We start from the raw sequence: 24454 nt of genomic DNA, 5'->3' as shown, positions 1-24454 counted from the left end.
CTTTCTTCTCCAGGTTGCAGGGTTGAGGAGGGACGGGCGGCCCGCCGGGGAAGCGGACCGCCCTGCCGGAACTAGGCGTTCCAGGCGAACGGGGAGTGCACCAGCGCATTGGTGCCCGGCCCCTGCAGCGCCGGAAGCGGCGCCTCGGCACCCAGCTCCTCGAACCCGAACGGCGTGTGCACCAGCGCATTAGTGCCCGGCCCCTGCAGCGCCGGAAGCGCCGGCTCAGCGCCCAGCTCCTCAAACGCGAAGGGCGTGTGCACGAGCGCGTTGGTGCCGGGACCCTGCAGCGCCGGAAGCGCCGCCTCAGCACCCAGCTCCTCGAACCCGAACGGGGTGTGCACGAGCGCGTTGGTGCCCGGCCCCTGCAGCGCGGGCAGCGCCGCCTCCGGGGCCAGGTCCTGGACCTCAAGGATGTGCATGAACTCTCCCTTCGACAATGAAAACGGTTGTCGTTTCCAAGCGAACCTTAGACATGCCCATCCCCCGGGCGCAAGTGACAATTTCCGGAAAAATCCGGGCATGGGAGAGGCCGCCTCGGCAACACAGCCCAGGCGGTAGTTCGAAAGCGCGGTCAGACGGTCAGGCGGGAGGATGCTCCACGGCCGTGTATCTGCGCAGGTCACCCTCGCTGTACGGAGTCCCGGGAAGCGGAGATCCCCCACCAGCGCGCAGGCCGCTCAGCATGATCTCCACCACCCGGGCCATGGCCTGCTCGTCGGGCATGCTCGGCGGTGTGTAGATGTGCAGGGTCATCAACACAGCCACATCGCCGGGACCGATGTCGGCACGCAACGCGCCGCTCGCCTGCGCCTCCTCAGTCATCCGCAGGACGCCTGCGATCACCCGCTGCCGCATCTCGTGCAGTTCCTGGCCGATTCGCAGCCGCTGGTGCAAGTGCGGCTCCAGCTTCGCCGGCAGCACCCCCAGCCGCAGTTCGATGGAGGCACGCAGGAAGCGGCACAACGCGTGCCAGCCGTCGGGCTCTTCCCGCAAGGCGGTCTCCACCAGGTCCACCAGCCGCCGCAGGGCCTCCTCGCCAACGGCGCGAAGCAACGCGTCCCGATCGGGGAACCGGCGATACAGCGTGCCGATGCCGACACCCGCCTCCCGCGCCACCTCCTCCAGCGGCACGTCGATGCCCTCCTCCATGAACAACTTCTGGGCGGCCGCGACGATCAGGTCCCGGTTCCGGCGTGCGTCGGCACGCAGCCCTTTCTCGATCTCCACAACACCTCAAATTGGACGATTTTCCTCCGCTTAGGATACAGTGAAGAAAAGTGGAGGAAAATCATCCGGTTAGTGAGGACATCATGAGCAACCGCACCGTTCTGATCTCGGGAGCCGGCATCGGCGGCCCGACCCTGGCCTACTGGCTGGCCCGGCACGGCTTCGCCGTCACCGTGGTCGAACACGCCGAAACCCCGCGCTCCAGCGGCAACCCGGTCGACGTCAGAGGACGCGCCGTACACGTCGCCGAACGTATGGGCGCCCTCCCCCGCCTGCACGAGGCTGCCACCGGCGCGACGGGACTCACCTTCGTCAACGCGACAGGCAAGCGGGTCGGCCGGATGGACATGCGCGCCATGCAACAGCCGGGCGAGGTCGAGTTGCCGCGCGGCGACCTCGCCTCGATCCTGTACGACACGAGCCGCGGCCACGCCGAATACCTCTTCGACGACTCCATCGCCACCCTCGACCAGGACGAGCACGGCGTCGAGGTCACCTTCGTCAACGCCGCCCCCCGCCGCTTCGACCTGGTGATCGGCGCCGACGGCCTGCACTCGATGACGCGCCGCCTGGCATTCGGACCAGAAGGCGGGCTCGTCCGCCACATGGGCCTCTACGTCGCCACGACCCCCCTCGGCGGCCAGCCCAAACCCGGCCGGGACGTCCTCATGCACAACACCCCCGGCAAAGCGGTCGCCGTCCACCCCGCCCCCAGCGGCGACCTGGCGTTCTTCCTCTACCGCAGCCCAGCCGAACCAGGCTTCGACCACCGCGACACCGCCCAGCACAAACGCCTGCTGACCAGCGCGTTCGCGGACGTCTCCTGGCGCGCCCCCGAACTACTCGCGCACGTACGCACCACCGACGACCTCTACTTCGACTCGGTGAGCCAGGTACGCCTGCCGCGCTGGTCGACCGGCCGCGTCGCACTCCTCGGCGACGCCGCGTCCTGCGTCTCACTGTTCGGAGACGGCTCCACCCTGGCCATGATCGGCGCGTTCACCCTCGCCGAGGAACTCGCCGCCAGCCCGGACGACCCCCAGGCGGCCTTCCGCCGGTACGAGAGCTCCCACCGACTCCTGGTGGACCCCAAACAGCGCGCCATCGAACAGGCTTCGGCGGTCATCGTCCCCGCGACCCGGCTGGGCATCCTGGCACGGAACACGGCCACCCGCCTGTGGCCCGCCGTAGCCGCCGCAACCCAGCTGAAGCGCATGTTCAGCAGGCCGCGCGACGTGGCGGATCAGGTCCGGTAGCCGCAGGCGCGAGTGATCGACCGGATCGCGGGCGGGTCGAGCAGGCGGCGCAGGGAGACGGGCAGGTTGTCCCATTCGCGCAGGTCGCGCGGAAGGTGGGCCAGCCCTTCGCCGATGTGCACCCGCTTGGTGAACACCGTCGGGTCGAAGGCGCCCGCGTCCAGGCCCGTGTGGGTCGCGATGATCTCGCAGGTGCCGCTGGGGTCGGCGACGAGATCCTCGTACCGCAAGCGCAGCACCGGCAGCCCGGTGTCCGGTGGGGCCAGGAAGTCCTCGGCTACGCGCTGCCAGTTGGCGAGTGCCTGTTCGGTGTGCTCGCGGGTCCAGAGCCCAGCCGACCGGCGCTCCCACTCGTCCAAGCTGCGCAGCACATCCCTTGGGTCGCGAATGAGCAGGATGACGGCCATGCCGGGGAAGAGCACGTTCAGGCGGCGGGCGTCGGCCAGGCTGTGGCGTACCTCCTTCAGGCCCCAGAGGGGACGACCGCGGCGAGCGGCGGGCTCGCCGTACAGGGCGTGAACGAAGTGGCGGAGCGCGTCCAGGATCTGGTCGCGGTCAGGGGTGAGGTTGGCCATCCAGGCGTGGTGGGCGTGGTGCGAGTATTCCGCGCGGGCGTGCTCGCCGAAATCCTCTGACCAGGACAGCAGGCCGTCGACGGCGTCCAGGATCCGGGCGAGGTGGCCGCCCTGCTCGCCCCAGATGAGCACGCCGGGGTGGGAGGTCAGCAACCGTTGCAGGAGCGTGCTGCCGCAGCGTTGACCGGCGGCGAGGATGAGCAGCGGCGTGATCATTCCCCGGCCCAGGGCATCGGCGGGAACGGCGCGAACGTGGTGCTCGGCCGCATCACGGTCCCGCCGGTCGCCTCCGCCATCGTGAGGGTCAGTTCCAGCACGTGCAGGGCGTGCTCGACCGGCAGGTGCGAGGGCGTCTCGCCGGTGGCGGCGCGGGCGAGGTCGGCCACCCCGCACGCGAAGTCCATCCGGTGGACGTCGTCGTACCCGTGCAAAGGCCCACGGCTGCGGACCAGCGGCACGGGGGCCTCACCAGCCGCCCGGGTGAGGGTGACCGGCGACTCGTAGTCGCCGCAGTCGGTCACGGTGAGCACGCCCTCGTCGCCCACGATGCGCAGGGAGTGGTCGCCCGGCGCGATGATGCCGCTGGTGACCCGGGCGACCACACCGCCGCCGAACCTGAGGCACGCGGTGGCGAAGTCGGGCGCGGCCCCCTCCAGGTAGGGGTTGGGAACCACGGCCGCCGCGTACGCAGTGACCTCGACGGCCGGGCCGAAGAAGGCGGTGAGCCAGGTCAGGTAGTACCCGGCGTGCTCGATCACACATCCGGTCCTGAACTCGTCGAGGTACGGCCAGGGCGCCCCCGACGCGCTCACCCACGTCTCGAACGGCAGCCGCGGAATCGGACCGGCGTCGAGTTCGGCGTAGGCCAGCCGCGGCGTGCCGATCACGCCCTCCCGCAGGGCACGCCAGAGCGTCTGGGCGGTCTCCCCGAGCAGGTTGCACGGCGCGGAACCCAGCAGCAGGCCGCGCCCGGCGGCGAGATCCACCAGGGCACGCGCCTCGGGAAGGGTCATGGCCAGGGGTTTCTCGACGTACACGTGCTTGCCGGCCAGCAGCGCGAGCCGGGTCACCTCGGCGTGCGAGGAGGGGTTGGTCAGGTTGACCACCAGCTCCACGGCGGGGTCGGCCAGCAGATCCGGCAGCGAGCCGTAGCCGTCGACCTGGTGATAGCCGGTGAATTCGCGCTGCCGCCGCAGGTCGCGGTCGTAAGCGCCGGTCAGCTGCAGGAACGGATGGTTGGGCAGCGTCGCGAGGTAGAAGTCGGCGACGTAGCCGCACCCGACGATGGCGATACGCACCCGATTCACCCGATCAACGTGGTGAGCTCGCGGATGTAGGTCGTCGCGAGCCCTTCGACGGTGGACCGCCTGAAGTAGCGCGGGCTGAACTTGAAGGTGGCGTGGAGCCGCCCGTGCTCGATCGTGACGACGCAGTCCAGCGTGGTGGAGATGCCCCTGATGCGGGTGTCGCCCCAGTCGGGCAGTTCGACCGGGCGGAGCAGGTCGTCCTGGCCTGGGGATTCGACTCTGCCGACATAGTTGAGCGTCACGCGCGGGTTGTGGCGATCGTAGATGTTGACGTAACGGTCGCCGCCGTCGGATTCGTACGTCATCTCCAGCGCGCGGGAGAAGTTCAGCAGCACCTGGGCGAAGCGCAACCGCGGGTCGGCGTACGGGGAGCGGCTTGGCGGGCGGGCGGGATCGATGACCTCAAGCAGGCCCATGGCGAAGGAACCCGCCGTGCGGGACAGGTCGATGTCGTCGAAGATCGGGTCGCGGCCGTGGACGACCACGCACATAGCCACCGCCTCGACCCCGGCCCAGGGGGCGATCGTGCGGGCGAGCGCGGTCTGGAGCAGGTCGATCGGGCGGGCGTCCTTTCCGCCGCGCCGGAGCAGGGCGGTGGTCTCCGCGGCGCCCATGCGGGAAGTGACCTCGTCGCCGGGTTCCTCGCTCGGGTTGTGATCGATGGGCAGGGCCGTACCGGTTGGAGGCCAGGAGAGTTTGTGGTCGGTCAGGCGGCGCAGGTGCGGCTCCCATTTTCCGGACCGGATGCTTTCCTCCAGCCGCTCGCCCCACGCCTTGAGCGACGTGGTCTTGGCCGCCAGGCCGCGCCCCGCGAGGAGGGCGCCGAAGTCCTCGGCCAGGATCTGCGCCGACACCCGATCCAGGGCGATGTGGTTGTAGAAGAGCACCACCAGTCTCTGCCGCCTGAAGTAGACGCATCTCAGGATCGGCCCGCGCGCGAGGTTGAGCGAGGTCAACTGCTCGGCGATGACGGCGTCCAGCTCGGCGTCCAGCCACACCAGGGGCGTGTCGTCGCCGAGCGGCGCGATGTGCTGCGTCCACCTGCCGTAGGCCTTGGCCAGCCGGGTACGCGTCCCGTCATGGTGAGCCAGCAACCCACGGACAGCCAGGGTCAGCAGCTCGGGACTCAGCTCTTCCCGCGCCTCGAAAGCATGCCAGGAGACGAATTCGTCAGCAGGCGGGAACTTGGTCTCGATTCCCTCCGGATAGTCGGAGCCGGACCAGTCGCGATCCAGGAACACGATCTGCACATCGGACAGCGGCACCATCTCCATCGCTTACATCCCTTCCAGCTCGGCCGCCAGTTCCGCGATGGTCGGATGCTCTGCCAGGTGCCAGGGCTTCATCGGCAGCCCGGCGTTCTGGACGAGGGCCGTCACCCGCATGCCGACCAGCGAGTCGCCGCCGAGGTCGTAGAAGTCGTCGTGCACGCCGATCTCGTCGACTCCAAGCGCGCGCCGCCAGACGTCCAGCAACGTACGTTCGATCTCCGAGCGCGGTTCCACAACTGCTCCGGCCAGGCGTACGGCCGGGAATGCGCCCTGGTCGAACAGCTCCCTGAGTTCGCCGCGCCGGATCTTCCCGGTCTCGGTCTTGGGCACGGCCTCCTTGGCGAGCGGGATGACGTAGGCCGGGCTGATGCCCACCGCGTTGAGGACCCGCGAGCGGATCTCCGGCGCGTGCTCCTCACCGCCGCAGTAGAAGACGGCCAGGGATTCGGTGTCGTCGCCGTCGGCCCTGACCGCGCAGGCGGCCGTGTAGGTGGCCTCGACTCCGGCGATCTCCTCGACGACGGCCTCGATCTCCTGGCAGTAGTAGTTGAGACCGTTGACGATGATGATGTCCTTCTCGCGCCCCGTGATGGTGAGCCGCCCGTCGCGCAGGACGCCGAGGTCGCCGGTGTCGAACCAGCCGTCCGCCGTGAAAACCTGCTCGGGATTGCGGTAGTAGCCGGGGGTGACCGTGGGTCCTTTCACCTGGATCCGGCCGATCTCCCCTTCGGGCAGGATCTGGCCGGCGGCGTCGGTGACACGCAGCCAGACGCCCGGGATCACCGGCCCCACGTCGACAAACCGATCCTGGCCGAGCCGGTCGGAGAACGTCACTCCGGCGGTGGTCTCCGACATCCCCCAGGAGGGGTGCATCACGTCGGGGCGCAGACCAAGTGACGTCAGAAACCGGTGCATAGTCGCCGGGACGATGGTCTCGCCCGCGTTAAGAATGTGCCGGATCGCGGACAGATCCCACGACCGGTCCGGGTGCCCGGCGAGGTGTTCATTGATCAGGTTGAAGGCGAAGTTGGGTGCCCAGGTGCAGGTCGCGCGGTAGTGGTCCAGCCGGTCGAGCCAGCTGAGCGGATCCCGCAGGACGGCCTCGGTGCCGGCGTGGATCTGCCGAGCGCCCAGATAGACGTCGCGAACATGGAAGGCGAGCAGCCCGGCCACGTGCTCCAGCGGCATCCAGTTGAAGCTGATGTCCTCGCTGGTCAGGGGCACGAGGTGCAGGTAACCCCGGAGCATGGCCAGCACGCCCCGGTGGGTGAGCGTCACCCCTTTGGGGACGCCCGTGCTGCCCGAGGTGAACAGGATGGCGAACGGGTCGTCGGGCTGGGCCGGGTACCAATCCGACCGAGCCGGGTGAGATCGCAGGGCGTCAACGGTGGTCAGGCCCATGCCGAGCCGGTCCAGCTCGGGCGCGACCCGCGAGCTCGCCACGATCAGGGGCCGACCGCACAGCTCCCAGGACCGCCGCAACCTGGCCGTGGCCACGCTCGGCTGCTCATATCCAGGAGGAACCGTCATCGGCACGGCCGGCATGCCGCCCAGCACGCAAGCCCAGAACGTGGGCAGATAGTCGTGGTTGTCCTCGATCTGGAGCAGCACCGGATCGCCGGGACGCAGGCCATGCGCGCGCAGGCCGGTGAGAATCGCCTCCGCCTCGGCGAGGAGTTCAGGGTAAGAGCGGGTCAGCTCGGAACCGTCCGCTCGCAGATAGGTGATCATCTCGGCGTCGGTGACCCTGGACGCGCGGGCGAGCAGCTCCGGCAACGTCCGCGGGCCGGACTCCGGCAGATCGCCGCCGTAGACGAGAGACAGCCCCATCGTTTCCCTCCCCTGACGTCGGTGCGGCCACGCTAGACACGGCGCCTTCCGTCCGGCTTCCAGTACTCTTCCGCGGGCGGCATCGGCCCGCTACCGTGCGCAGGTGTGAACGAGGTGTTGCGTTACGGCCTCCTCGGTCCGCCGGTGCTGTGGCAGGACGGCGCGCAGGTCGCCATCAACGCCAGACGGGAGCGGGTGGCGCTCGGCGTGCTGCTGCTGCACGCCAATCAGGTGGTGACCGCCGAGGAGCTGATCGACGCCCTGTGGCCGGATGAACCGCCGCCCTCGGCGCGCGCTCAGGTGCACGGGTGCGTGTTCCGGTTACGCCGCCTCCTCGGTAACCAGGCACTTCACACCAGCGCGCCCGGCTACAAGCTGCACGTTCGCGACGAGGAGTTCGACGTCCGGGTCTTCGAACAGGCCGTGGCGCTTGGCCGGGAGGAGCTGGAGAACGGCAGACCGGCCGCGGCGGGGAGGCTGCTGCGGCGCGCGCTCGGCCTGTGGCGCGGCCCCGCCCTGGCCACGCTGGACAGCCCGGCCGCGCGCGCCGAAGCAGCGCGGCTGGACGAGTTGCGCCTGACCGTGTGGGAGGAATACGCCGACACCGGGCTGCGATTCGGCACGATCGACGATCTGGTGGGCGAGCTCACCGCACTGGTGACCCGGCACCCGCTGCGTGAAACGTTCATCCGCCAGCTGATGGTGGCCCTCTATCGCAGTGGACGCCAGGGCGAGGCGCTGGAGGTGTACCGGCGGGCGCGCAAGGATCTGGCCGAGCAGCTCGGGGTGCCGCCGGGCCCTGTCCTTGAGGCGACCCACCGGCGGATCCTGTGCGGCGACCCGTCCCTGCACGACTCCGCCGCGGTGGCGCGGGAGGAAGGTCCCGCCGTGGTCCGCTCCACGCCGCTTCCCTTGGCGGTACGGGGATTCGTCGGCCGCCGCGACCAGCTGGCGCAACTGGACGGGCTCGCGGACGAGAGCCGCCGGGACCACTCAGTCACGATCGCGGCGATCATGGGTACGGCGGGCATCGGCAAGACCGCGCTGGCCGTGCACTGGGCTCACCAGGCCAGGGAACGTTTCCCCGACGGGCAGCTGTTCGTCAACCTGCGCGGGTTCGACCCGAGCGGCCGGGCGCTCCAGCCGGAGGAGGCGATCCGGGAGTTCCTGCACGCCCTGGGCGTGCCGCCGGAGCGGGTGCCGGTCGAACCTTCGTCGCAGGCGGCGCTGTACCGGACCCTGCTCACCGGCCGCCGGATCCTGATATTTCTGGACAACGCCCGCGATGCGGAGCAGGTTCGGCCGCTGCTGCCCGATGAGCCCGGCTGCCTGGTCCTGGTGACCAGTCGCAGCGGTCTCACCGGCCTGCTCACCGCCGAGGGCGCCCAGCCGCTCACCCTCGACCTGCTCAGCGTGGCCGAGGCCCGGGAGCTGCTCAGCCACCGCATCGGCCGCGACCGGGTGACCGCCGACTCCGGCGCCGCCGACGCGATCAGCGCCTCGTGCGCGCGGCTGCCCCTCGCGCTCGTCACCGCCGCCGCCAGAGCCGCCACCCATCCGAACTTCCCGCTCGCCGCGCTGGCCGAGGAACTGCGCGACGCCGGACCCGGCCTCGACGCCCTGGACGGCGACGAAACCAGCGGCGTACGCGCGGCGTTCTCCTGGTCCTACCGGCTGCTGAGCGAACCCGCCACGCGGCTGTTCCGCCTGCTCGGCCTGTATCCCGGCCCGCAGATCACCCCGATCGCGGCGGCCAGCCTGGCCGGGCTCGCGGTCGGCCCGGCCCGGCGCATGCTGGCCGAACTGGCCCGCGCCCACATGCTCACCGAGCAGGCGCCAGGCCGGTTCGGCTTCCACGACCTGCTGCGCGCGTACGCCATCGAGCGCACCCACGCGCTCGACTCCGCGGAACAGCGGCGCGAGGCCCTGCTCCGGCTGCTCGACCACTACCTGCACACCGCCGACGGGGCGGATCTGCTGATGGACCCCTACCGGGTGCCGATCGCCCTGCCTCCGCCACGGCCCGGGGTCACGGTGGAGCACCTCCCCGACTCCGCGGCCGGGTTCGCCTGGTTCGCCGCCGAGTGGCCTACTTTGGAGGCGCTCACCCGGCACGCCGCCACCGCCGGGTTCGCCGCATATGTGTGGCAGCTGGCCTGGGCATACTCCGATTTCCTTTATTGGCGGGGGCGGTGGCATGACCTGACGACGACGCATCGGATCGCGCTTGAGGTGGCGCGGCGGCTGGGCAGCCCGGCTGGACAAGCGCACGCGCACCGAGGGCTCGCGGGCGCCTGTGCGCTGCTGGCCCGGCATGGCGAAGCCCACGATCACCTGCTGCGGGCGCTGGATCTGTTCGGGGAGGTGGACGATCAAGCTGATCAGGCGCATATCCATCGCAATCTGGCGCAGGTGCTGGAAGGGCTTGGGCGGCACGCGCCTGCCCGTGCGCATGCGCGGCAGGCGTACCAGATCTATCGGGTCATCGGGGATCGGACCGGTCAGGCCAAGGCGCTCAGCGCGATCGGGTGGTACCACGCGTTGCTCGGCGATCATGATCGGGCGCTCAGGTGCGGGCGGCGGGCCCTGGACTTGCATCGGGCGCAGGGCGACGTACGCGCCGAGGCGGTGACCTGGCATCGGCTCGGCTATTCGCATCACCAGCTGGGCGACCATGGCCAGGCCATCGCCTGTTACGAGCACGCGGTCGAGATGCTGCGCCGGTTCGGGGACCGCGCTTACGAGACCGTCGTGCTCGATCATCTGGGCGATACCTACCTGAGTGTCGCCGATGTGGGCGCAGCCCGTACCAGCTGGACGGGGGCCTTGGCGATTCTGGAACAGATCGGCGACCCGCACGCGCAGGAGGTGCGGGCCAAACTCCACCGGACCGGATGAAAGGTTCACGGTGGTGCCGCCGTCGGGGCGGTCGCGGGCACCGGGGTCTTGATGTCGTCGCCGCGTGCGCCCAACAATGACCGGGCCGCTCCCTTGGAGGCCTGATGCCCACCGACACGACCCTGGATTTCGGCACGATAATCGGCCGCGTCCGGCAGCTCGAACCGGGCATCCGGGCCCGCGCCGACGAGATCGACGAGCTCAGGCGGCTACCCGACGATCTGGTGGCGCAGCTGCGCGAGGCGGGCGTGTTCCGGCTGGCGATGCCGGCCGAGTGGGGTGGCCCGGACCTGACCCCCGCCCAGCAGACCGAGATCGTCGAGGAGGTCTCCCGGATCGACGCCTCCGTCGGCTGGTGCGTGATGATCGGCATGGACTCCGGGATCTTCGCGCGCTACCTCGAGCCGGCCGTCGCCCGGCGGCTCTTCCCCCGGCTCGACATGATCACGGCGGGCTGGCTGCCGCCGGCCGGGCTGGCGCGGGAGGTCGACGGCGGCTACCTGGTCGACGGGCACTGGCGGTTCGGCAGCGGCTGCACGCACGCCGACCTGATCGTCGGCGGCTGCACCGTGCATGCCGCGGAGAGCTGGCGGGTGATCGTGGCCCAGCCGTCCGACTTCACCATCGTCGACACCTGGCACACCACCGGTCTGGCCGGTTCCGGCAGCAGGGACTACACCGCGAGCAACCTGTTCGTGCCGCGCGAGCACACCTTCTCCTTCGACCAGCCGATCCACCCCGGGCCGCTGACCCGCCAGCGCGAGGCCATCAACAGGAAGATGCCGGGGGTTCCGCTGGGCGCGGCCCGCGCGGCGCTCGACTACGTGCATCAGGTGGCCGCGCGGCGCACGGAACGACCCGGCGGCATGCGCTGGGCGCGCTCCCCGCGGGTGTGGCGCGCGATCGGCTCGTGCGAGATGCGCCTGTCGGCCGCCCGGAGCTTCGTCTACTCCTCGCTCGCCGATCAGTGGGCGGAGCTGACCGCGGGCCGGGAGCCCAGCCCTAGGGTGCGGGCCGCGGTGGCGCTCGCCCGCTACCACGCCTTCCGCGAGGCCAGGGACGTGGTCGGCGAGCTCTACGACCTCATCGGCGGCGAGGCCGTCTACTCCGCGCGCACCCCGCTGGACCGGATCCACCGCGATCTGATCACCGCCTGCCAGCACGTGGTCGCCCAGAGCCGGACCCTTGAGCACGCCGGCGAGCTGCTCCTGGGCGGGCAACCCGACTACGCGTTCATCTGAGCCGTGACCAGCCGCCGTACGGTGACATCGGACCACATCATGCGGACCGCGTTCGCCTTCTGGCAGTCCAAGACGCTGCTGTCCGCCGTGGAACTCGGCGTGTTCACCCAGCTCGCCGCCGCGCCGCTGACCGCCCGGGAACTCGCCGACCGGCTCGGCCTGCGCTCCCGAGCCGTGTACGACTTCCTCGACGCCCTGGTCGCCGCGGGCCTGCTACACCGCCACGGGGACGGCACGACAGCCCGCTATGCCAACACCGAAGCCACCGCGACCTTCCTCGACCGGGGCAGTCCTCGCTACCTGGGCGCCGCGCTGGAGCTGGCCAATGAGCGGCTTTACCCCTTCTGGGGTGGGCTGACCGAGGCGCTGCAGACCGGCCAGGCACAGAGCGAGGTCCGGCATGGCCGGGCACCGTTCTTCGACAAGCTGTACGCCGATCCCGACCGCGCGGAACTCTTCCTGCGAGGCATGGCGGGGGTGTCTTCGGCCAACTTCACCGCCCTGGCCGAGGTCTTCGACTTCGGCCCTTACCGTACGGTCTGCGACGTGGGCGGCGCCGCCGGACACCTCTCCATCACCCTGGCCACCCGCCACCCCCACCTGCGATGCACGACCTTCGACCTGCCCGTCGTGGAACCGGTCGCGCGGCGTACAGTCGAAAGCTCAGCGGTGGCCGACCGGATCACCATCGCCTCGGGAGACTTCTTCACCGGCCCGCTGCCCCAGGCCGATGTGATCACCATGTGCATGATCCTCCACGACTGGGACCTGGACCGGAAGATCCACCTGATCCGCTCCGCCTACGCCGCACTGCCACCGGGCGGAGCATTCGTGGTCATGGAAAACATGATCGACGACAACCGCCGCCTGAACCTCTCCGCCCTGCTCTCGTCACTCAACATGCTCATCGAGTTCGGCGACGGCTTCGAATTCACCATGACCGACTTCCGCCAGTGGTGCGCCTCAGCCGGATTCTCAAAATACGAGACATTTCCGCTCACGGGCACTTCGTCCGCAGCGATCGCCTACAAGTAGATCATTCGACGGAGACCGCGAGGCCGCTCAGGATTTCGAGGAGTTCGGTGTTGCGGGTGCCGGGTTCGGCGTGGAAGACGACGAGGATCAGGTCGTCGGTGCCGCCGATGGTGAGCTTGTTCTTCAGTAGTTCGATGTCGCCGACCTGAGGGTGGCGCAGCCTGACGGCGCGGCCGCGTTTGGGCTGGACGTCGTGGCGGTCCCAAAGGCGGCGGAAGTGGTCGCTGTGGGCGGAGAGCTCGTTGACGAGTTCCGTCAGGCGAGGGTCGTCGACGTCGGGGCCGACGTGGGCCCGCAGGCCGGCCACGCCTTCCTCCATCATCTCTTCCCAGTCCCGGTGTCTCTCCCGGTGGGATTCATCGAGGAAGGCCGCCCGCAGCAGGTTGACGCCGGGGGCGAACTTCGGAGCGAGGGCGGTCGCCAGCGCGTTGGCGGCGAGCACGTCCGTGAACTTGTTCTGGACGAAGGCGGGGTTGGTGGTCCAGCCGTCGATGAGCTGGCGGATGCTGGCCGGCACGGTCTCCGGCTGCCACGGGCGCCGGGCGTCGGCCGGGCGGGGCCTGGTCAGGCTGATCATGTACGCGGTGGTGTCGGCGTTCAGGCGCAGGACCTCGGCGAGCGCTTCGAGCACCTGGACGGACGGGTTGCGGTCGCGGCCCTGCTCCAGGCGGAGGTAGTACTCCGAGCTGATGCCGGCGAGTATCGCCACTTCCTCGCGGCGCAGGCCTGGGACTCGTCTGAGCCCGCCGCCGCGAAGCCCGGCGTGCTCGGGCTGAACCAGGGCTCGGCGGGCGCGTAGGAACTCCCCGAGGGCATTCGTTCCGTCCATGCTTCAACCTTAGGCGTGGGTGTCCCTGCTGCTACCAGGAACAACGGGGAACTCCCGCCGGGACCGGTCGCCACCGACGATGGGTGCCTCAGGCGTACAACGAAAGGCTTGTCATGTCCACGAGTGTCAGTGGCGGTTCGGTCATCCCGGCGGAGGGACTGCGGCTCAGCCGCATGGGTTACGGCGCCATGCAGTTGGCCGGGCCGAACGTCTTCGGGCCGCCGAAGGATCGCGACCAGGCGGTGGCCGTGTTGCGTGCGGTGGTCGACTCGGGCATCACCCACATCGACACCGCCGACTTCTACGGTCCCGTGGTCGTCAACGAGTTGATCAGGGAGGCGCTGCAGCCGTACGCGGCGGAGTTGCGCATCGTCACCAAGGTCGGCGCCCGGCGAGGTGCGGACGGCAGCTGGGTGCTGTCGCGGGATCCCGAGGACCTCAAGGCCCAGGTGCGGGAGAATCTGCGGCACCTGGGCGTGGAGACCCTGGACGTCGTCAATCTGCGTCTCGGCGAGGTCGACGGCACCAACGACGAGCCTGTCTCGGAGCAGTTCGGCGCGCTGGCCGAGCTCCAGCGGGAGGGACTGATCCGGCATCTCGGGCTCAGTTGCGCCTCCGGCAAGCAGCTCACCGAAGCGCAGGGCATCGCGCCGGTGGTTACCGTACAGAATCTCTACAACCTCGCCAACCGGCAGGACGACGCCCTGGTCGACCGGTGCGCGGCGGAGAACATCGCTTTCGTGCCGTTCTTCCCGCTGGGCGGCTTCACCCCGTTGCAGTCCGGCACGCTGACCGCGGTCGCCGAGCGGCTGGGCGCGTCCCCGCAGCAGGTCGCCCTCGCGTGGCTGCTCCAGCGCTCCCCTGCCATCGGCCTGATCCCCGGCACCTCCTCGCTCGCCCACCTGCGGGAGAACATCGCCGCGGCCGAACTGACCCTCCCGGCCGACGCGATCGCCGAACTGGACACCATCGGTTCCCGTACGGTGCCGTAACGAGGCTCTTCATCCCGGAAACGAAGGACACCACATTTGACTGCGGCGCTGGACTACTACTTGATCTTCCCCGAGGGCGGCTCACCGGCGCAGCCGGAGGGAATCGCCGTCGAGGAGTTCATGTTCGCGGAAGATCACACAGCGACCGACCTGGCCAACGCCGTGTGGACCGATGGCGACTGGTGGAGTTCGGCGGCCTTCAGCCGCGCGATCCGAACCGATCCGAGGCTCCGCGTCCGAACCGTCCCGGTCCGCAGGGAGGACGCAGAGCTGGCCTACCGCCGGCTGGGGGCCGGTGCACTGCCTGATGAGGCAACATTGCGGACCTATTTCCACGACCACGCGTCCTTACCCGGCTCGCCCCCGCTGCGACTTACTCCTCCGGAGGTCCCCGAAGGATTCCGCGAAAAGCGCGTCTACCGGATCCTGTTCGCCAGTGAATTGCGCAAGGACCGGCTGGCGAACCTGCAAAAGATCTGGGGGATGACCCTCGCCGACGACTTCACCGACCCGCAAGCCCGCGTGCTCGGCACCGCCCAGCTACGCGTCGCCGACGACGTGTTCACCTGGGATCTTCGCCAGATCGGCCCAGGCGTGGCCTCCTGCATCGACCTGACCGCCTGCCTGAACGATCCGCCACACGACACCGTCGGCACGCTACTCCGGGAACTAATGACGACCACACGCTACGAGGGCCTGATCCCCGTAACGATCGAGCGCCTTTCCTAAGGGTGGGACAGCTAAAGATCTTGTGACCCGCCTGACATAGCATCGCCTGGCCGAGGGAAATGGCGGGGTGGCGCATGCACGTGGAGATAAGGCCAATCGGCCTCGAGTTCGCTGAGGACCTTGCCAAGATCTACCGTGAAAACCGGGATTTCCTCCGGCCGTACGAGCCAGACCGCCCAGAGAGCTTCTTCACCACGAACGGCCAACTCAGGCACATCCGCCGCATCCTCGGCGAGATGGACCGTGGCCTGCGCTGGACCGCCCTGATCTACCTCACCGGTCAGCCGGCCGGGCTCATCACGATCAACAACATCCTCCGCGGCGTCCTGCAGTGCGGCCGGGTGGGGTACTGGGTCGCGGAGAAGGAGGGCTCCCGTGGCGTCGCCAGCACGGCATTACGGCTGGTCCTCGATGTAGCGTTCTGCGAACTCGCCCTGCACCGGGTGGAGGCGTCCGTACGCACCGACAACCCGAGGTCGCGCCGGGTACTGGAGAAGAACCGCTTCCATCTCATCGGGACGGCCCGTGACCACGTCTTTCTCGACGGACAGTGGCGGGATGAATTCTTGATGGAGCGCCATAGCCCGCCAATATCCCCTGGTATATGAGCGGGCGCTAATCCCTTTATGGTCAGTAAAGAACTGGGGGGAGTATTAAGTTTCTGGTTTCGTCGTTAGCATAGCCTTAATCGCAGTGAATGCCGGGCTGGTCCAGGAGTGTCCCAGCGTGAGCAACGACATCGAAGGACCACAGCGAAGGGCGTTGCCGGAGTGGCCCGCCACTCTCGATGTCGGAATGCTGCTCGCCGCCGGATGGCAGCCGAAGCCCTTCCGGCAGTTCATCCTCAAAGTGCACAGTCGATGCAATCTTGCCTGCGACTACTGCTATGTGTACACGCTGGCCGACCAGAGCTGGAGTGGCCAGCCGCTGGTGATGAGCTCGGAGATCGTCGCGGTCGCGGCGCGCAGAATCGCCGAACACGCCGCGCGTCATCGTATTCCGGCCGTACAGGTCATCCTGCACGGCGGAGAACCGCTCCTCGCTGGTCGCGACCGGCTATCCGAGATCATCACCACGATGCGCGCCGCCGCGCCGGATGTGGACGTCGAATTCAGCATGCAGACCAACGGCGTCCTTCTTGATGAGGATTATCTCGCTCTGTTCGCGGACCAAGGCGTGCGCGTCGGGGTCAGCCTGGACGGCGGGGAGGAGGTCAACGACCGCCATCGCAAGACCGTCGGAGGGCGCGGCTCCTACCGGGCGGTGGCCCGGGCACTCGAACTTCTGGGCCGTCCGGAATACCGCTCCGTCTATGGCGGCATCCTGTGCACCATCGATCTCGCCAATGACCCCGTGGAAATCTACGAGTCGCTGGCGTCCTTCCTGCCACCCAAGATCGACCTGCTTCTCCCGCACGGCACCTGGGCGGAACCCCCACCCGGCCAGTCCACGGACACGTCGGCGGCGCCGTACGCGGACTGGCTGATCACCGTTTTCGACCACTGGTACGGCCAGGGGCAGCCCGTCACCGGAATCCGCCTCTTCGAGGAGATCATTCATCTGCTTCTGGGCGGCACTTCCGGGGTCGAAACCATCGGCCTCACCCCCTCGACGCTCCTGGTGATCGAAACTGACGGCACCATCGAGCAATCCGATTTCCTCAAAGTGGTCGGCCCGGGCGCGGCAATGACGGGACTCAACATCACTGACCATGACCTCGACCAGGCCCTGCACCATCCCGGCGTGGCCGCCCGGCAACTCGGCCTCGAAGGCCTTTCCGAAACGTGTCGCGCGTGCAGATTCAGCACAATCTGCGGCGGGGGCCTCTACGCGCACCGATATCGCCCGGGCACCGGGCATCTGAACCCCTCGGTCTACTGCGCCGATCTCTATCGCCTGATCCACCACGTACGGTCACGAATCCAGCGCGATCTACCGAAAGGGCAGGCACATTGACCCGCCCATACACGGTCCCCGGCGACGTCTTCTCCGAACTCGCCACCGGTGCGGGTGGCAGGCGCGCCATGCAGTTCCTGGCCAAAGCGGAACGCAGCAAGCATCTGCTCCTGGTCCGGAACGTGGTCGTCACGGCGGAGCGCATGGGCCACGAGCGGGCCTGGGAACTCGCCGAAGCCTACGACCTGCTCGCCAACCTGCAGAAGGACGCTCCGGAAGCAGTCGAAGCAGTGCTCACCTACCCCTCGGTCGGGACGTGGGCGATTCGCATGCTGCTCCGCGTCCTTCCGTCCAAGACCGGTGGCCCGCTCTCCTTCGCCTACCTGCCGGGCCTGGCCCTGGCAGCCGCGATCCGGGCGGGCGCCACCACCACGCTCGAGGTCACGGTCCCCAATGGCCGCCTCGTCCTGCCCTCGCTCGGAGTGGCGCGTGTGTACGGCGTGCCGCGCCGTACCACGACCCGGGTAACGGTGAGCACGCACGCCGACGGCGCCCAACTCTGGAGCGGCGGGATGTCGGCATCCGTGCCCGGCAACCCGGAGCACTACGCGGAGGGTTGGATGGGCCTGCGCCGGTTGTCGACGACGCACCGAAACGAGACATTTCACGTGCTGCTCGATGACATCGACCCGTTCCGGCTTCCTGAAGGCTGGCCGGCCGCCCGCCAGCGACCCGGCACCGTACAGCAGTGGCAGCAGGCGCTGACCGAAGCCTGGGTCCTGCTGAAAAACCACCATCCGTGGTACGCCGAGGAGGTGCTCGGGGGAGTGACCACGTTCGTCCCCTTGTCCCGCCCAGCAGGCAGGCCGACGAGTGCCACGTCACGCTATGCCTTCGGCGCCTTCGCGGGCTCGCTCCCGCCGAACGGCCGGATGCTGGCCTCGCTGCTGTCCCACGAGGTCCAGCATTCGAAGCTCTGGGCCCTCCTCGATCTCATCCCGCTCACCGCGGCCCACGACCACGCCGACCGCCCGCTCTGGTACGCCCCCTGGCGAGAGGATCCACGTCCCCTGATGGCTCTCCTCCAAGGCGCCTACGCACACCTCGCGGTGGCCGCCTTCTGGCGAGTCCAGCGTTTCCTCGATCAGGGCGAGGAAGCGCTGCACGCGCACGCCGAGTACGCCCGCTGGCGGCAACACACGATCGACGTCATCGAGACGTTGCGCGTCTGCGGGATGCTCACCCCGGCCGGCGACGCGTTCGTCAGCGGGATGGCGACAGCCATCGACGGCTGGCGCGACGACGACGTCCCCTTCGCCGCGGCTCGCCGGGCCCATGAAGCCGCGCTGGAACACCAGAAGCGCTGGGCCGAGCGCAACATCTGACGAAACGCCCGGAACCAGCGATCAGACGTTCGGCGGCTCGAAGTCGAAGTCGAGCCGTAACCCGCGCTGGACAGCAAGCACATCTGGATAGTCTTCGCCCAGCGCACGGGTGAATCGCTTGATCGCGTCATCCTTCAGGTCGGCCGCCCGTTCGGTCTCTCCCAGCGCGTTGAGGTCGAGCACCAGATTGGCCTGGCAGGCGAGCGTGTGCGGATGGTCCAGGCCGAGCACGTTGCGGAAACGCTCCAGGCTCTCCTCGCCCAGGCGTCGCGCCTCCGCGTTGTCCCCGAGATCCGCCAGCACGCTGGCAAGGTTCGTCACGCAGGTCAAGGTGTAGTGATGTTCCTCGCCCAGGCTTCGTGTCAGGCCTGCCAAAGCACTCTCGAAGAGCTTCTTGGCCTTCAATGGCTCACCGAGCAGGCGGTGCGCGATGGCGGTGTTCAACGCCGAACCATGGGTGAAGGGGTGGTCAGGGCCTCGCGTCTTGGCATACCGAGCCGAGGTGTCCGCGGAGAACTCAGCGGACCGCTCGTGATCTCCAACCAGCCGTTGCGCGTTCGCCAGGCTCACCGCCGCCGCGAGCGTGCCGGGGTGATCCTCCCCGTAGGTGTCACGGTGACGATGGAACACGGTCCGGGCGAGTTCGATGGCTTCGTCGAAGGCGCCGGCCTTACGCCGGGCCACCGACAGTTCCCGGGCCTGGAGCAGCACATCGGTGTGATTTTCGATGAGCGTCTTCTGCCGGACGATATCCGCGTAGGTGGCGAAGGTTCGCTCGCCTTCGGAACGCGCCTCGGCATAACGCCCGAGCAGGCGAAGATCGCGGGCGATCGCGTTCCGGCTGAAGGCCACCTGGTAGTGACCGTCGTTGCCGTAGTGGTTCAGCCGGCCTTCGTAGATCGCCTCATCCAGCCGGAGGGCCTCCTCATATCGGGTGGCCAGCGCGTTGTCGATGGCGAAGTTGTTCGTGGCTCGGAAGGTGTTGGGGTGCTGGCTGCCGAACACCCGGGTGTGCAGCGGCACCGACCCTTCGTCCAGTTCCAGCGCGCGGACGAACTCGCCGCGTTGGCGGAGGATTCCGCCCAGCACGTTGAGCATGATCAGCGTCTCGTCATGCTCTTCTCCGTGCTCCTGCCGAAGCAGGCCGAGCGCGTCTTCTCCGATGGCGAACGCCTCGTCGAAACGGCCTAACGCGTTCAGCAGTGTGGACAGCAACCGCTTAACGATCAGCAGGTGCAGATCGGTTGGCGGGAACTTGTCCGTCCACTGTTCCAGGGCACGGCTCAGCCATGCCTCACACGCCTTGAGGTCACCTTTGACGAACAGGAATCGGCCTACATTCGTGGCGAGCCTGCGCACGTCGGGATCATCGCAGTCAATAATGGCCGAGGGACCGACGTGGGCGACCAGGTTGTCGTAGTCCTCCCACGCCTCGTAGTCGTCTGGCCGGTCCGGGTCCGCGGCGGCGAGCAGCAGGTGAACATCGTGCCGCGCCGTCTCCTGCTCCTTCTCGTTCAGTTCCTCCCGGATGAGCGCCTGGATGATCCGGTGCATCTGAAGCGTACGGCGCAGGTTGTCCAGGCGAGCCAAAGCGTAACGGCCGATCTCACGAACCACGTCGCTCATCCGGTACGGATCGCGGATCGTGTCCCGCAGATTCGACGGAGCCAGCACGAAACGCCCGAGGTTGATGAGATCGAGCGGGATCGGCTCAGGGCCGAAGTAGGCGATGCGGTGCAGCAGAGCCATGGCTGATGGCATCTGGTCGCGCACACGTTGGAGCGAGATGCTCCACGCGGCCGCCATCGGAACCGGATAGTCGAGCACGGTGCCCTGCCCGAGGACCTTGCCGGCCTCCTCGGACAGACGGTCCAGATAGGTGTCGACGCTCATGGCCGTCTCGAACATCAGCGCGCCGGCCTGTTCGAGGGCGAGCGGCAGGTCTCCCAGGCTCTCGGCCAGGCGGTAGGCGTCGGCCTCGCTGATGCCGGGCACCCGCCGCCCCAGGAACTCCTGGCTCTCCTCCCGCATGAACACGTCGACTTCGAGCGTCTTGGCCGACTGCTTCCAGCGGTGGTTGCGCGAAGTGACGAGCACATGCCCGGTGCCGTGCGGGAGCACCTCCTTGAGATCCTCGGGCTGGTCGGCGTTGTCGAAGACCACCAGCCATCGACCATACGGTTGGCCGCGCCTGAGAGCGTCACGCACCGCACCGATCGCTTCATCGAGTTTGTCCGGCGGAAGACCGGTAATGCCCAGCCGAGGCGCGAGCGCCGCGAGCGCGCTTCGCATCAGGGCTTGCTGGTCCGATGGGACCCACCAGATGACTTCGTAGTCCCGGGAGTAACGATAGATATATTCGATCGCGAGCATGGTCTTGCCCACGCCGCCATATCCCTGCAGCGCATGAAGCACCACAGCGTCCCGTTGCCCGGTGAGATGCTCGCGCAGCTGATCAAGCAACTCCGACCGGCCCGTGAAACTGGTGTTTCGCTGCGGAACGTTCCCCCATACTTCGGGTGCAGAAAAACCAATTCCCGCGGGACCCTTACCCTGCGTGTCAGAATCGACCACAAACGCCTCCGGGTAACTGGGCGACACTTCAGTGATGCTAACGCACAATCGACCGCCGTCCGAAACACGAAATAAATTCGGCCAACCCTAAACCGGATTAGATCGCGACCGTCGAGGGGCCCTCTGGACTTAGGTTGAGCGGCTATGGACTTAGCACGCATTCTCCTCTATTAACAAGGGTGACGCGACACGCGAGCGGCCGATCCCGGGAGGACTCCGAATGACGGAACACACCACGCTTGTGGACACCGAAAAGATGACCTTGACTGAAATCGCAGCTCTTGATCACGGTGTTCTCAGCAAGGCGATCAGCCGTGTGATAGCGGAAGCGGCATTGCGTGAGGATCCACTGTCCCGATTCCAGGCAGCCCTGTAGCAAGGGCCCCACCAAAACCATCCGTCCTGGGAAATAATCCCGTATCGGGGGTACCATCCAACGTCGGCGAGACTCGCCGTCATGGACCGGGGCGGTAGGTCGTATGCGTGAGGTCGATTGGAACCGGCTCATCGACGGGCTGACCACAGGCGACTGCACTCCTTTTCTCGGCGCTGGGGTCAGCCGGGGAACCCTGCCCACCGGTAGCGAGCTCAGTGAGGACTGGGCGAACCGATTGGGATACCCGTTCAAGGCCAGCGACCTGCTGCCCGAGGTCATGGACTACGCCATGATCACCCAGGGCGATTCCATCTATGTGAAGAGGCAGGTGATCCAGGAGCTCACGGCCCGGGGACGACCCGATTTCTCGTCGGACGTGGAGGCCCACGCGGTGATGGCGAGATTTCCGATACCGGTCTACTTCACCACGAACTATGACGATTTCATGGTTGAAGCGCTCAAACGTGCGGGAAAGCAGCCGACCGCGCTCTCGTGCCCCTGGCATGTGAACCGGTATCGACAGAACGGCACTTTCGGGCCTGAATTAATTCCCAGCCCGGGTGAACCGGTAGTCTTCCATCTGCACGGGAACATGGCCGACCCCAGTTCCCTGGTGCTCAGCAAAAGTGACTACATCGAATTCCTGATCAGCCTATCCATGGACCACGCCAGTGATGACCACGCGATGATTCCATCGGCGCTGCTCCCCGCCCTCACCACCCGTCCCCTGCTCTTCATTGGTTACAGCCTGCAGGACTGGTCGTTCGCCGTATTGTTCCAAGGACTGCTGAAGACGGTGTCCGCCGTGCACCACCGCCGGCACATCAGCGTGCAACTCCTCCCGCCGACCGTTCGCGACGGTGCAGACGACAGCGCGCAGAATTATCTGACCGAATTCTTCGGCCGATGGAATATATCCGTATACTGGGGTAAGGTCGAAGACTTCTGTAGCGAGTTGCGCACCCGCATGGGGTGGGGCCGATGACATCGGTGAGGGAGAACCCGTATGTTGGGCTCCGAGCGTTCGCGGGTAGTGATCGCGACGTGTTCTTCGGTCGTGGCCGGGAATCGCGCGAGCTGTCCGACCTGTGGCGGAGCAACCGCCTGGTCGTGCTCTACGGACCATCGGGAATCGGGAAGTCGTCGCTTTTACACGCGGGGACCATGCCTCTTCTTGAGGATGACCACCTCGATATCCTTCCGACCGGGCGCGCCTCTCCCGGGACGCCTTTCCCGACGCCCTCCCACCACAACCCGTACACATTCTGCCTGCTCTCCTCGTGGTCGCCCGCCGATTCGCCGGGCCGGCTTTCCGAGCTCACGGTCTCGCAGTTCCTGCGGAGCCGGCCCAGGCGCACCGACCGCTACGGCGACGACATACCGGTGTTCGCCGCGATCGACCAGTTCGAAGAGGTCCTGAACTCTCCTTCGCCGTGGCGCAAGCACCGGGAGGCGTTCCTCGACCAGTTGGGCGACGCGACCAAGGAGATCCCGAACCTCCGGCTGCTGGTCTCCATCCGCGAGGACGCGATCGCCGAGTTGCTTCCGCGCGAGGCCGATTTGGCGGGACACTCGCGGGCCCGACTGCGCCTGTCCCCGCTCAGCGTCGACGCGGCGCTCAGCGCGGTGACGGGCCCCTTGGCCGGAACAGCACGGCGATTCGCCCCCCAGGTGGCGGAGCAACTGGTTCGCGACCTCAGCACCGTTCACGCGTTCAACGTCCTGGGTGAGCGGCGCAGCATCGAACTCGACTCCGTGGAACCCTGGCAGATTCAGATCGTCTGCGCGCAGCTATGGGACGCCCTCCCCGCAGACACAGAAGAGATCACGCTGGCCCATATCGACGAGTACGGCGACGTGGCCAAGGCGCTGACCAGCTTCTGTGCGCGGATGGTCAAAGCCGTCGCGGATGACCATGGCATCCCCGAAGAAGTTCTCCGCAAATGGCTGTACGACCGATTCGTCACCGAACACGGCACCCGAGGAACCGCGTACGAGGGGCTGAGCGAGACCGGCGGCATGCCCAATGAAATCGCCCAGGCGCTCGAACGACGCCGGGTGTTGCGGGCTGAGGAGCGCGCCGGCTCCCGCTGGTACGAACTCCAGCACGACCGCCTGATAGAAGCGGTCAAGATCCTGCACGACTCCTCGATAGACCCAGACGCCCACGTTCCCGCCGGGCCTACCGCCCTCAGCGGGGCCGACTTCTTGAAAGCGGCCGAATCCGCGCTCGCGACGGGTGAGTTCATGCCGGCGGAGAAATACGCCCTGGAGGCCCTGCGCAGGACCTCGGACGCCGGCGGCGCCAACGCCACCCGGACTCGAGCCGAGACTCTGTCCCTGCTCGGCAACCTCGCCCTGTACCAGAACCAACCCGATGCGGCGCTGGCCCGCTTCCGGCAGGCCGCCCAAAATTTTGAAGCGCTACAGCTGCCCAGCGCGGTGGCCCGCCTGCTATCCGCGGTCGCGAAGATTCTCATCGAACGGCAGCAGTTCGGGCCGGCCATCGACGAACTCCAGGCCGCGGTGGCCCGCCTCCCCAGCGAGCCTTCAATCAAACGGGAACTCGCCAACGCGCTGTGGGCGATCGGCCAGCTCAACCCCGCCATCGCGATTTTCAACTCGGTGCTCACCGTCACGCCCGACGACCCGGCCGCGCTGGTGAGCCGGGGCCGGATTCGCGCGGAGCGAGAGGACGCGGCGGCAGCCCTGGAAGATCTTCTTCGAGCGGCGGAACTGAATCCGATGGTGCTGGCCGATCCGGCTGTGCGGGCGGCGCGGGCACTGGCTCTGGCAGGTGTCGGGCGACTGGACGAAGCAGCGATCGAGGCAAGGATCGCGACTTCGATGGGGCCGAACCACGGCCCTGCCCTGCTTGCCGCCGCCCAGGTCGCGAAGCGAATGGGCGATCAGGAGCAATCCTACGAACTCGCTCGTCGCGCGACAGACGCCTCATCGCCTCAGCTGTTCCCACATGAGTTCGTCCGCGCTAGGACTATGCTTTTCAATCTCTGATCATCCTGCGAAAGG

At 67.8% G+C, this 24454-nt stretch carries 20 protein-coding genes; 12 read left to right on the top strand and 8 right to left on the bottom strand.

From position 1 onward, the window contains the following. Positions 1-71 precede the first annotated feature (71 nt). Positions 72-422 (bottom strand): streptamidine-related RiPP repeat protein, encoded by a 351-nt coding sequence (locus Amac_RS54510; RefSeq protein ID WP_174900235.1) that lies wholly within the window; start codon positions 420-422, stop codon positions 72-74. A gap of 160 nt (positions 423-582) precedes the next feature. Beyond that, positions 583-1230, bottom strand: a complete 648-nt coding sequence (locus tag Amac_RS28870; RefSeq protein ID WP_155357555.1) for a TetR/AcrR family transcriptional regulator — start codon at positions 1228-1230, stop codon at positions 583-585. Positions 1231-1313: 83 nt separating this feature from the next. Here Amac_RS28870 and Amac_RS28865 point away from each other — a divergent pair, with 83 nt between their 5' ends. Then, positions 1314-2486, top strand: a complete 1173-nt coding sequence (locus Amac_RS28865; RefSeq protein WP_155357554.1) for an FAD-dependent monooxygenase — start codon at positions 1314-1316, stop codon at positions 2484-2486. Here the strand turns inward: Amac_RS28865 and Amac_RS28860 are convergent. Genes Amac_RS28860 through Amac_RS28845 form a run of 4 tightly spaced genes read right to left on the bottom strand, consistent with a single transcriptional unit; the run spans position 2474 to position 7469 of the window. Further along, positions 2474-3277, bottom strand: coding sequence for a sulfotransferase family protein (locus tag Amac_RS28860; RefSeq protein WP_155357553.1), 804 nt, complete (start codon positions 3275-3277; stop codon positions 2474-2476). The two genes, Amac_RS28865 and Amac_RS28860, sit on opposite strands and share 13 nt — an antisense overlap. Continuing rightward, a complete protein-coding gene (locus Amac_RS28855) occupies positions 3274-4368 on the bottom strand; it encodes a Gfo/Idh/MocA family protein (RefSeq protein ID WP_218041339.1) in 1095 nt (364 codons plus the stop codon). Before Amac_RS28855 ends, Amac_RS28860 begins: the two co-directional genes overlap by 4 nt. Continuing rightward, positions 4365-5642, bottom strand: coding sequence for a condensation domain-containing protein (locus Amac_RS28850; RefSeq protein ID WP_155357552.1), 1278 nt, complete (start codon positions 5640-5642; stop codon positions 4365-4367). Before Amac_RS28850 ends, Amac_RS28855 begins: the two co-directional genes overlap by 4 nt. 3 nt (positions 5643-5645) lie before the next feature. Further along, positions 5646-7469, bottom strand: a complete 1824-nt coding sequence (locus Amac_RS28845) for a non-ribosomal peptide synthetase (protein ID WP_155357551.1) — start codon at positions 7467-7469, stop codon at positions 5646-5648. A gap of 105 nt (positions 7470-7574) precedes the next feature. On the opposite strand from Amac_RS28845, the gene Amac_RS28840 reads away from it, so the two are divergent. The 3 genes from Amac_RS28840 to Amac_RS28830 all read left to right on the top strand — a co-directional run bounded on the left by Amac_RS28840 (position 7575) and on the right by Amac_RS28830 (position 12643). Continuing rightward, positions 7575-10367 carry an AfsR/SARP family transcriptional regulator gene (locus tag Amac_RS28840; protein ID WP_155357550.1) on the top strand — a complete coding sequence of 931 codons (2793 nt, stop codon included), beginning with the start codon at positions 7575-7577 and terminating at the stop codon, positions 10365-10367. Between the two features lie 104 nt (positions 10368-10471). Then, the gene (locus Amac_RS28835; protein WP_155357549.1) at positions 10472-11608 is read left to right on the top strand and encodes an acyl-CoA dehydrogenase family protein; all 1137 of its coding nucleotides are present in this window, start codon (positions 10472-10474) and stop codon (positions 11606-11608) included. A gap of 3 nt (positions 11609-11611) precedes the next feature. Further along, positions 11612-12643, top strand: coding sequence for a methyltransferase (locus Amac_RS28830; RefSeq protein WP_218041338.1), 1032 nt, complete (start codon positions 11612-11614; stop codon positions 12641-12643). A 1-nt stretch (position 12644) separates the two neighbouring features. Here Amac_RS28830 and Amac_RS28825 read toward each other — a convergent pair whose 3' ends face one another. Then, positions 12645-13472 carry a helix-turn-helix domain-containing protein gene (locus Amac_RS28825; protein ID WP_155357547.1) on the bottom strand — a complete coding sequence of 276 codons (828 nt, stop codon included), beginning with the start codon at positions 13470-13472 and terminating at the stop codon, positions 12645-12647. A gap of 113 nt (positions 13473-13585) precedes the next feature. Between Amac_RS28825 and Amac_RS28820 the strand changes: the two genes are divergently transcribed. The 5 genes from Amac_RS28820 to Amac_RS28800 all read left to right on the top strand — a co-directional run bounded on the left by Amac_RS28820 (position 13586) and on the right by Amac_RS28800 (position 18474). Continuing rightward, the gene (locus Amac_RS28820; protein ID WP_155357546.1) at positions 13586-14464 is read left to right on the top strand and encodes an oxidoreductase; all 879 of its coding nucleotides are present in this window, start codon (positions 13586-13588) and stop codon (positions 14462-14464) included. Positions 14465-14500: 36 nt separating this feature from the next. Then, positions 14501-15193, top strand: coding sequence for a hypothetical protein (locus Amac_RS28815; protein WP_155357545.1), 693 nt, complete (start codon positions 14501-14503; stop codon positions 15191-15193). Positions 15194-15273: 80 nt separating this feature from the next. Next, on the top strand, positions 15274-15801 hold the full coding sequence (locus Amac_RS28810) for a GNAT family N-acetyltransferase (protein WP_170322695.1): 528 nt from the start codon (positions 15274-15276) through the stop codon (positions 15799-15801). Between the two features lie 187 nt (positions 15802-15988). Further along, positions 15989-17149 (top strand): FxsB family cyclophane-forming radical SAM/SPASM peptide maturase, encoded by a 1161-nt coding sequence (locus tag Amac_RS28805; RefSeq protein ID WP_155357543.1) that lies wholly within the window; start codon positions 15989-15991, stop codon positions 17147-17149. Beyond that, positions 17146-18474 (top strand): HEXXH motif domain-containing protein, encoded by a 1329-nt coding sequence (locus Amac_RS28800; RefSeq protein WP_155357542.1) that lies wholly within the window; start codon positions 17146-17148, stop codon positions 18472-18474. Before Amac_RS28805 ends, Amac_RS28800 begins: the two co-directional genes overlap by 4 nt. Before the next feature lie 21 nt (positions 18475-18495). Here Amac_RS28800 and fxsT read toward each other — a convergent pair whose 3' ends face one another. After that, positions 18496-21048: an FxSxx-COOH system tetratricopeptide repeat protein gene (gene fxsT, locus Amac_RS28795; RefSeq protein ID WP_281356352.1), complete on the bottom strand. Its 2553-nt coding sequence runs from the start codon at positions 21046-21048 to the stop codon at positions 18496-18498. A gap of 220 nt (positions 21049-21268) precedes the next feature. On the opposite strand from fxsT, the gene Amac_RS28790 reads away from it, so the two are divergent. The 3 genes from Amac_RS28790 (at position 21269) to Amac_RS28780 (ending at position 24439) form a co-directional block, all read left to right on the top strand. Continuing rightward, positions 21269-21424, top strand: a complete 156-nt coding sequence (locus Amac_RS28790; RefSeq protein ID WP_155357541.1) for an FxSxx-COOH-like cyclophane-containing RiPP peptide — start codon at positions 21269-21271, stop codon at positions 21422-21424. A 103-nt stretch (positions 21425-21527) separates the two neighbouring features. Further along, entirely contained in the window at positions 21528-22409 is an 882-nt protein-coding gene (locus Amac_RS28785; protein WP_155357540.1) for an SIR2 family NAD-dependent protein deacylase, read from the top strand. After that, positions 22406-24439, top strand: a complete 2034-nt coding sequence (locus Amac_RS28780) for an ATP-binding protein (protein WP_155357539.1) — start codon at positions 22406-22408, stop codon at positions 24437-24439. Before Amac_RS28785 ends, Amac_RS28780 begins: the two co-directional genes overlap by 4 nt. The last annotated feature ends 15 nt before the right edge of the window (positions 24440-24454 follow it).

Source organism: Acrocarpospora macrocephala (genome assembly GCF_009687865.1).
GTDB classification, from domain to species: domain Bacteria; phylum Actinomycetota; class Actinomycetes; order Streptosporangiales; family Streptosporangiaceae; genus Acrocarpospora; species Acrocarpospora macrocephala.
The sequence above is the reverse complement of the archived record's forward strand: the minus strand, read 5'-3'. Positions and strand labels throughout refer to the sequence as shown.

Bases quoted from the DNA above. Each gene is read 5' to 3' on its own strand.
- Amac_RS54510 (WP_174900235.1), bottom strand. From the start codon at position 422: ATGCACATCCTTGAGGTCCAGGACCTGGCCCCGGAGGCGGCGCTGCCC.
- Amac_RS28865 (WP_155357554.1), top strand. From the start codon at position 1,314: ATGAGCAACCGCACCGTTCTGATCTCGGGAGCCGGCATCGGCGGCCCG.
- Amac_RS28860 (WP_155357553.1), bottom strand. From the start codon at position 3,277: ATGATCACGCCGCTGCTCATCCTCGCCGCCGGTCAACGCTGCGGCAGC.
- Amac_RS28850 (WP_155357552.1), bottom strand. From the start codon at position 5,642: ATGGAGATGGTGCCGCTGTCCGATGTGCAGATCGTGTTCCTGGATCGC.
- Amac_RS28845 (WP_155357551.1), bottom strand. From the start codon at position 7,469: ATGGGGCTGTCTCTCGTCTACGGCGGCGATCTGCCGGAGTCCGGCCCG.
- Amac_RS28835 (WP_155357549.1), top strand. From the start codon at position 10,472: ATGCCCACCGACACGACCCTGGATTTCGGCACGATAATCGGCCGCGTC.
- Amac_RS28825 (WP_155357547.1), bottom strand. From the start codon at position 13,472: ATGGACGGAACGAATGCCCTCGGGGAGTTCCTACGCGCCCGCCGAGCC.
- Amac_RS28820 (WP_155357546.1), top strand. From the start codon at position 13,586: ATGTCCACGAGTGTCAGTGGCGGTTCGGTCATCCCGGCGGAGGGACTG.
- Amac_RS28805 (WP_155357543.1), top strand. From the start codon at position 15,989: ATGCTGCTCGCCGCCGGATGGCAGCCGAAGCCCTTCCGGCAGTTCATC.
- Amac_RS28790 (WP_155357541.1), top strand. From the start codon at position 21,269: ATGACGGAACACACCACGCTTGTGGACACCGAAAAGATGACCTTGACT.
- Amac_RS28785 (WP_155357540.1), top strand. From the start codon at position 21,528: ATGCGTGAGGTCGATTGGAACCGGCTCATCGACGGGCTGACCACAGGC.
- Amac_RS28780 (WP_155357539.1), top strand. From the start codon at position 22,406: ATGACATCGGTGAGGGAGAACCCGTATGTTGGGCTCCGAGCGTTCGCG.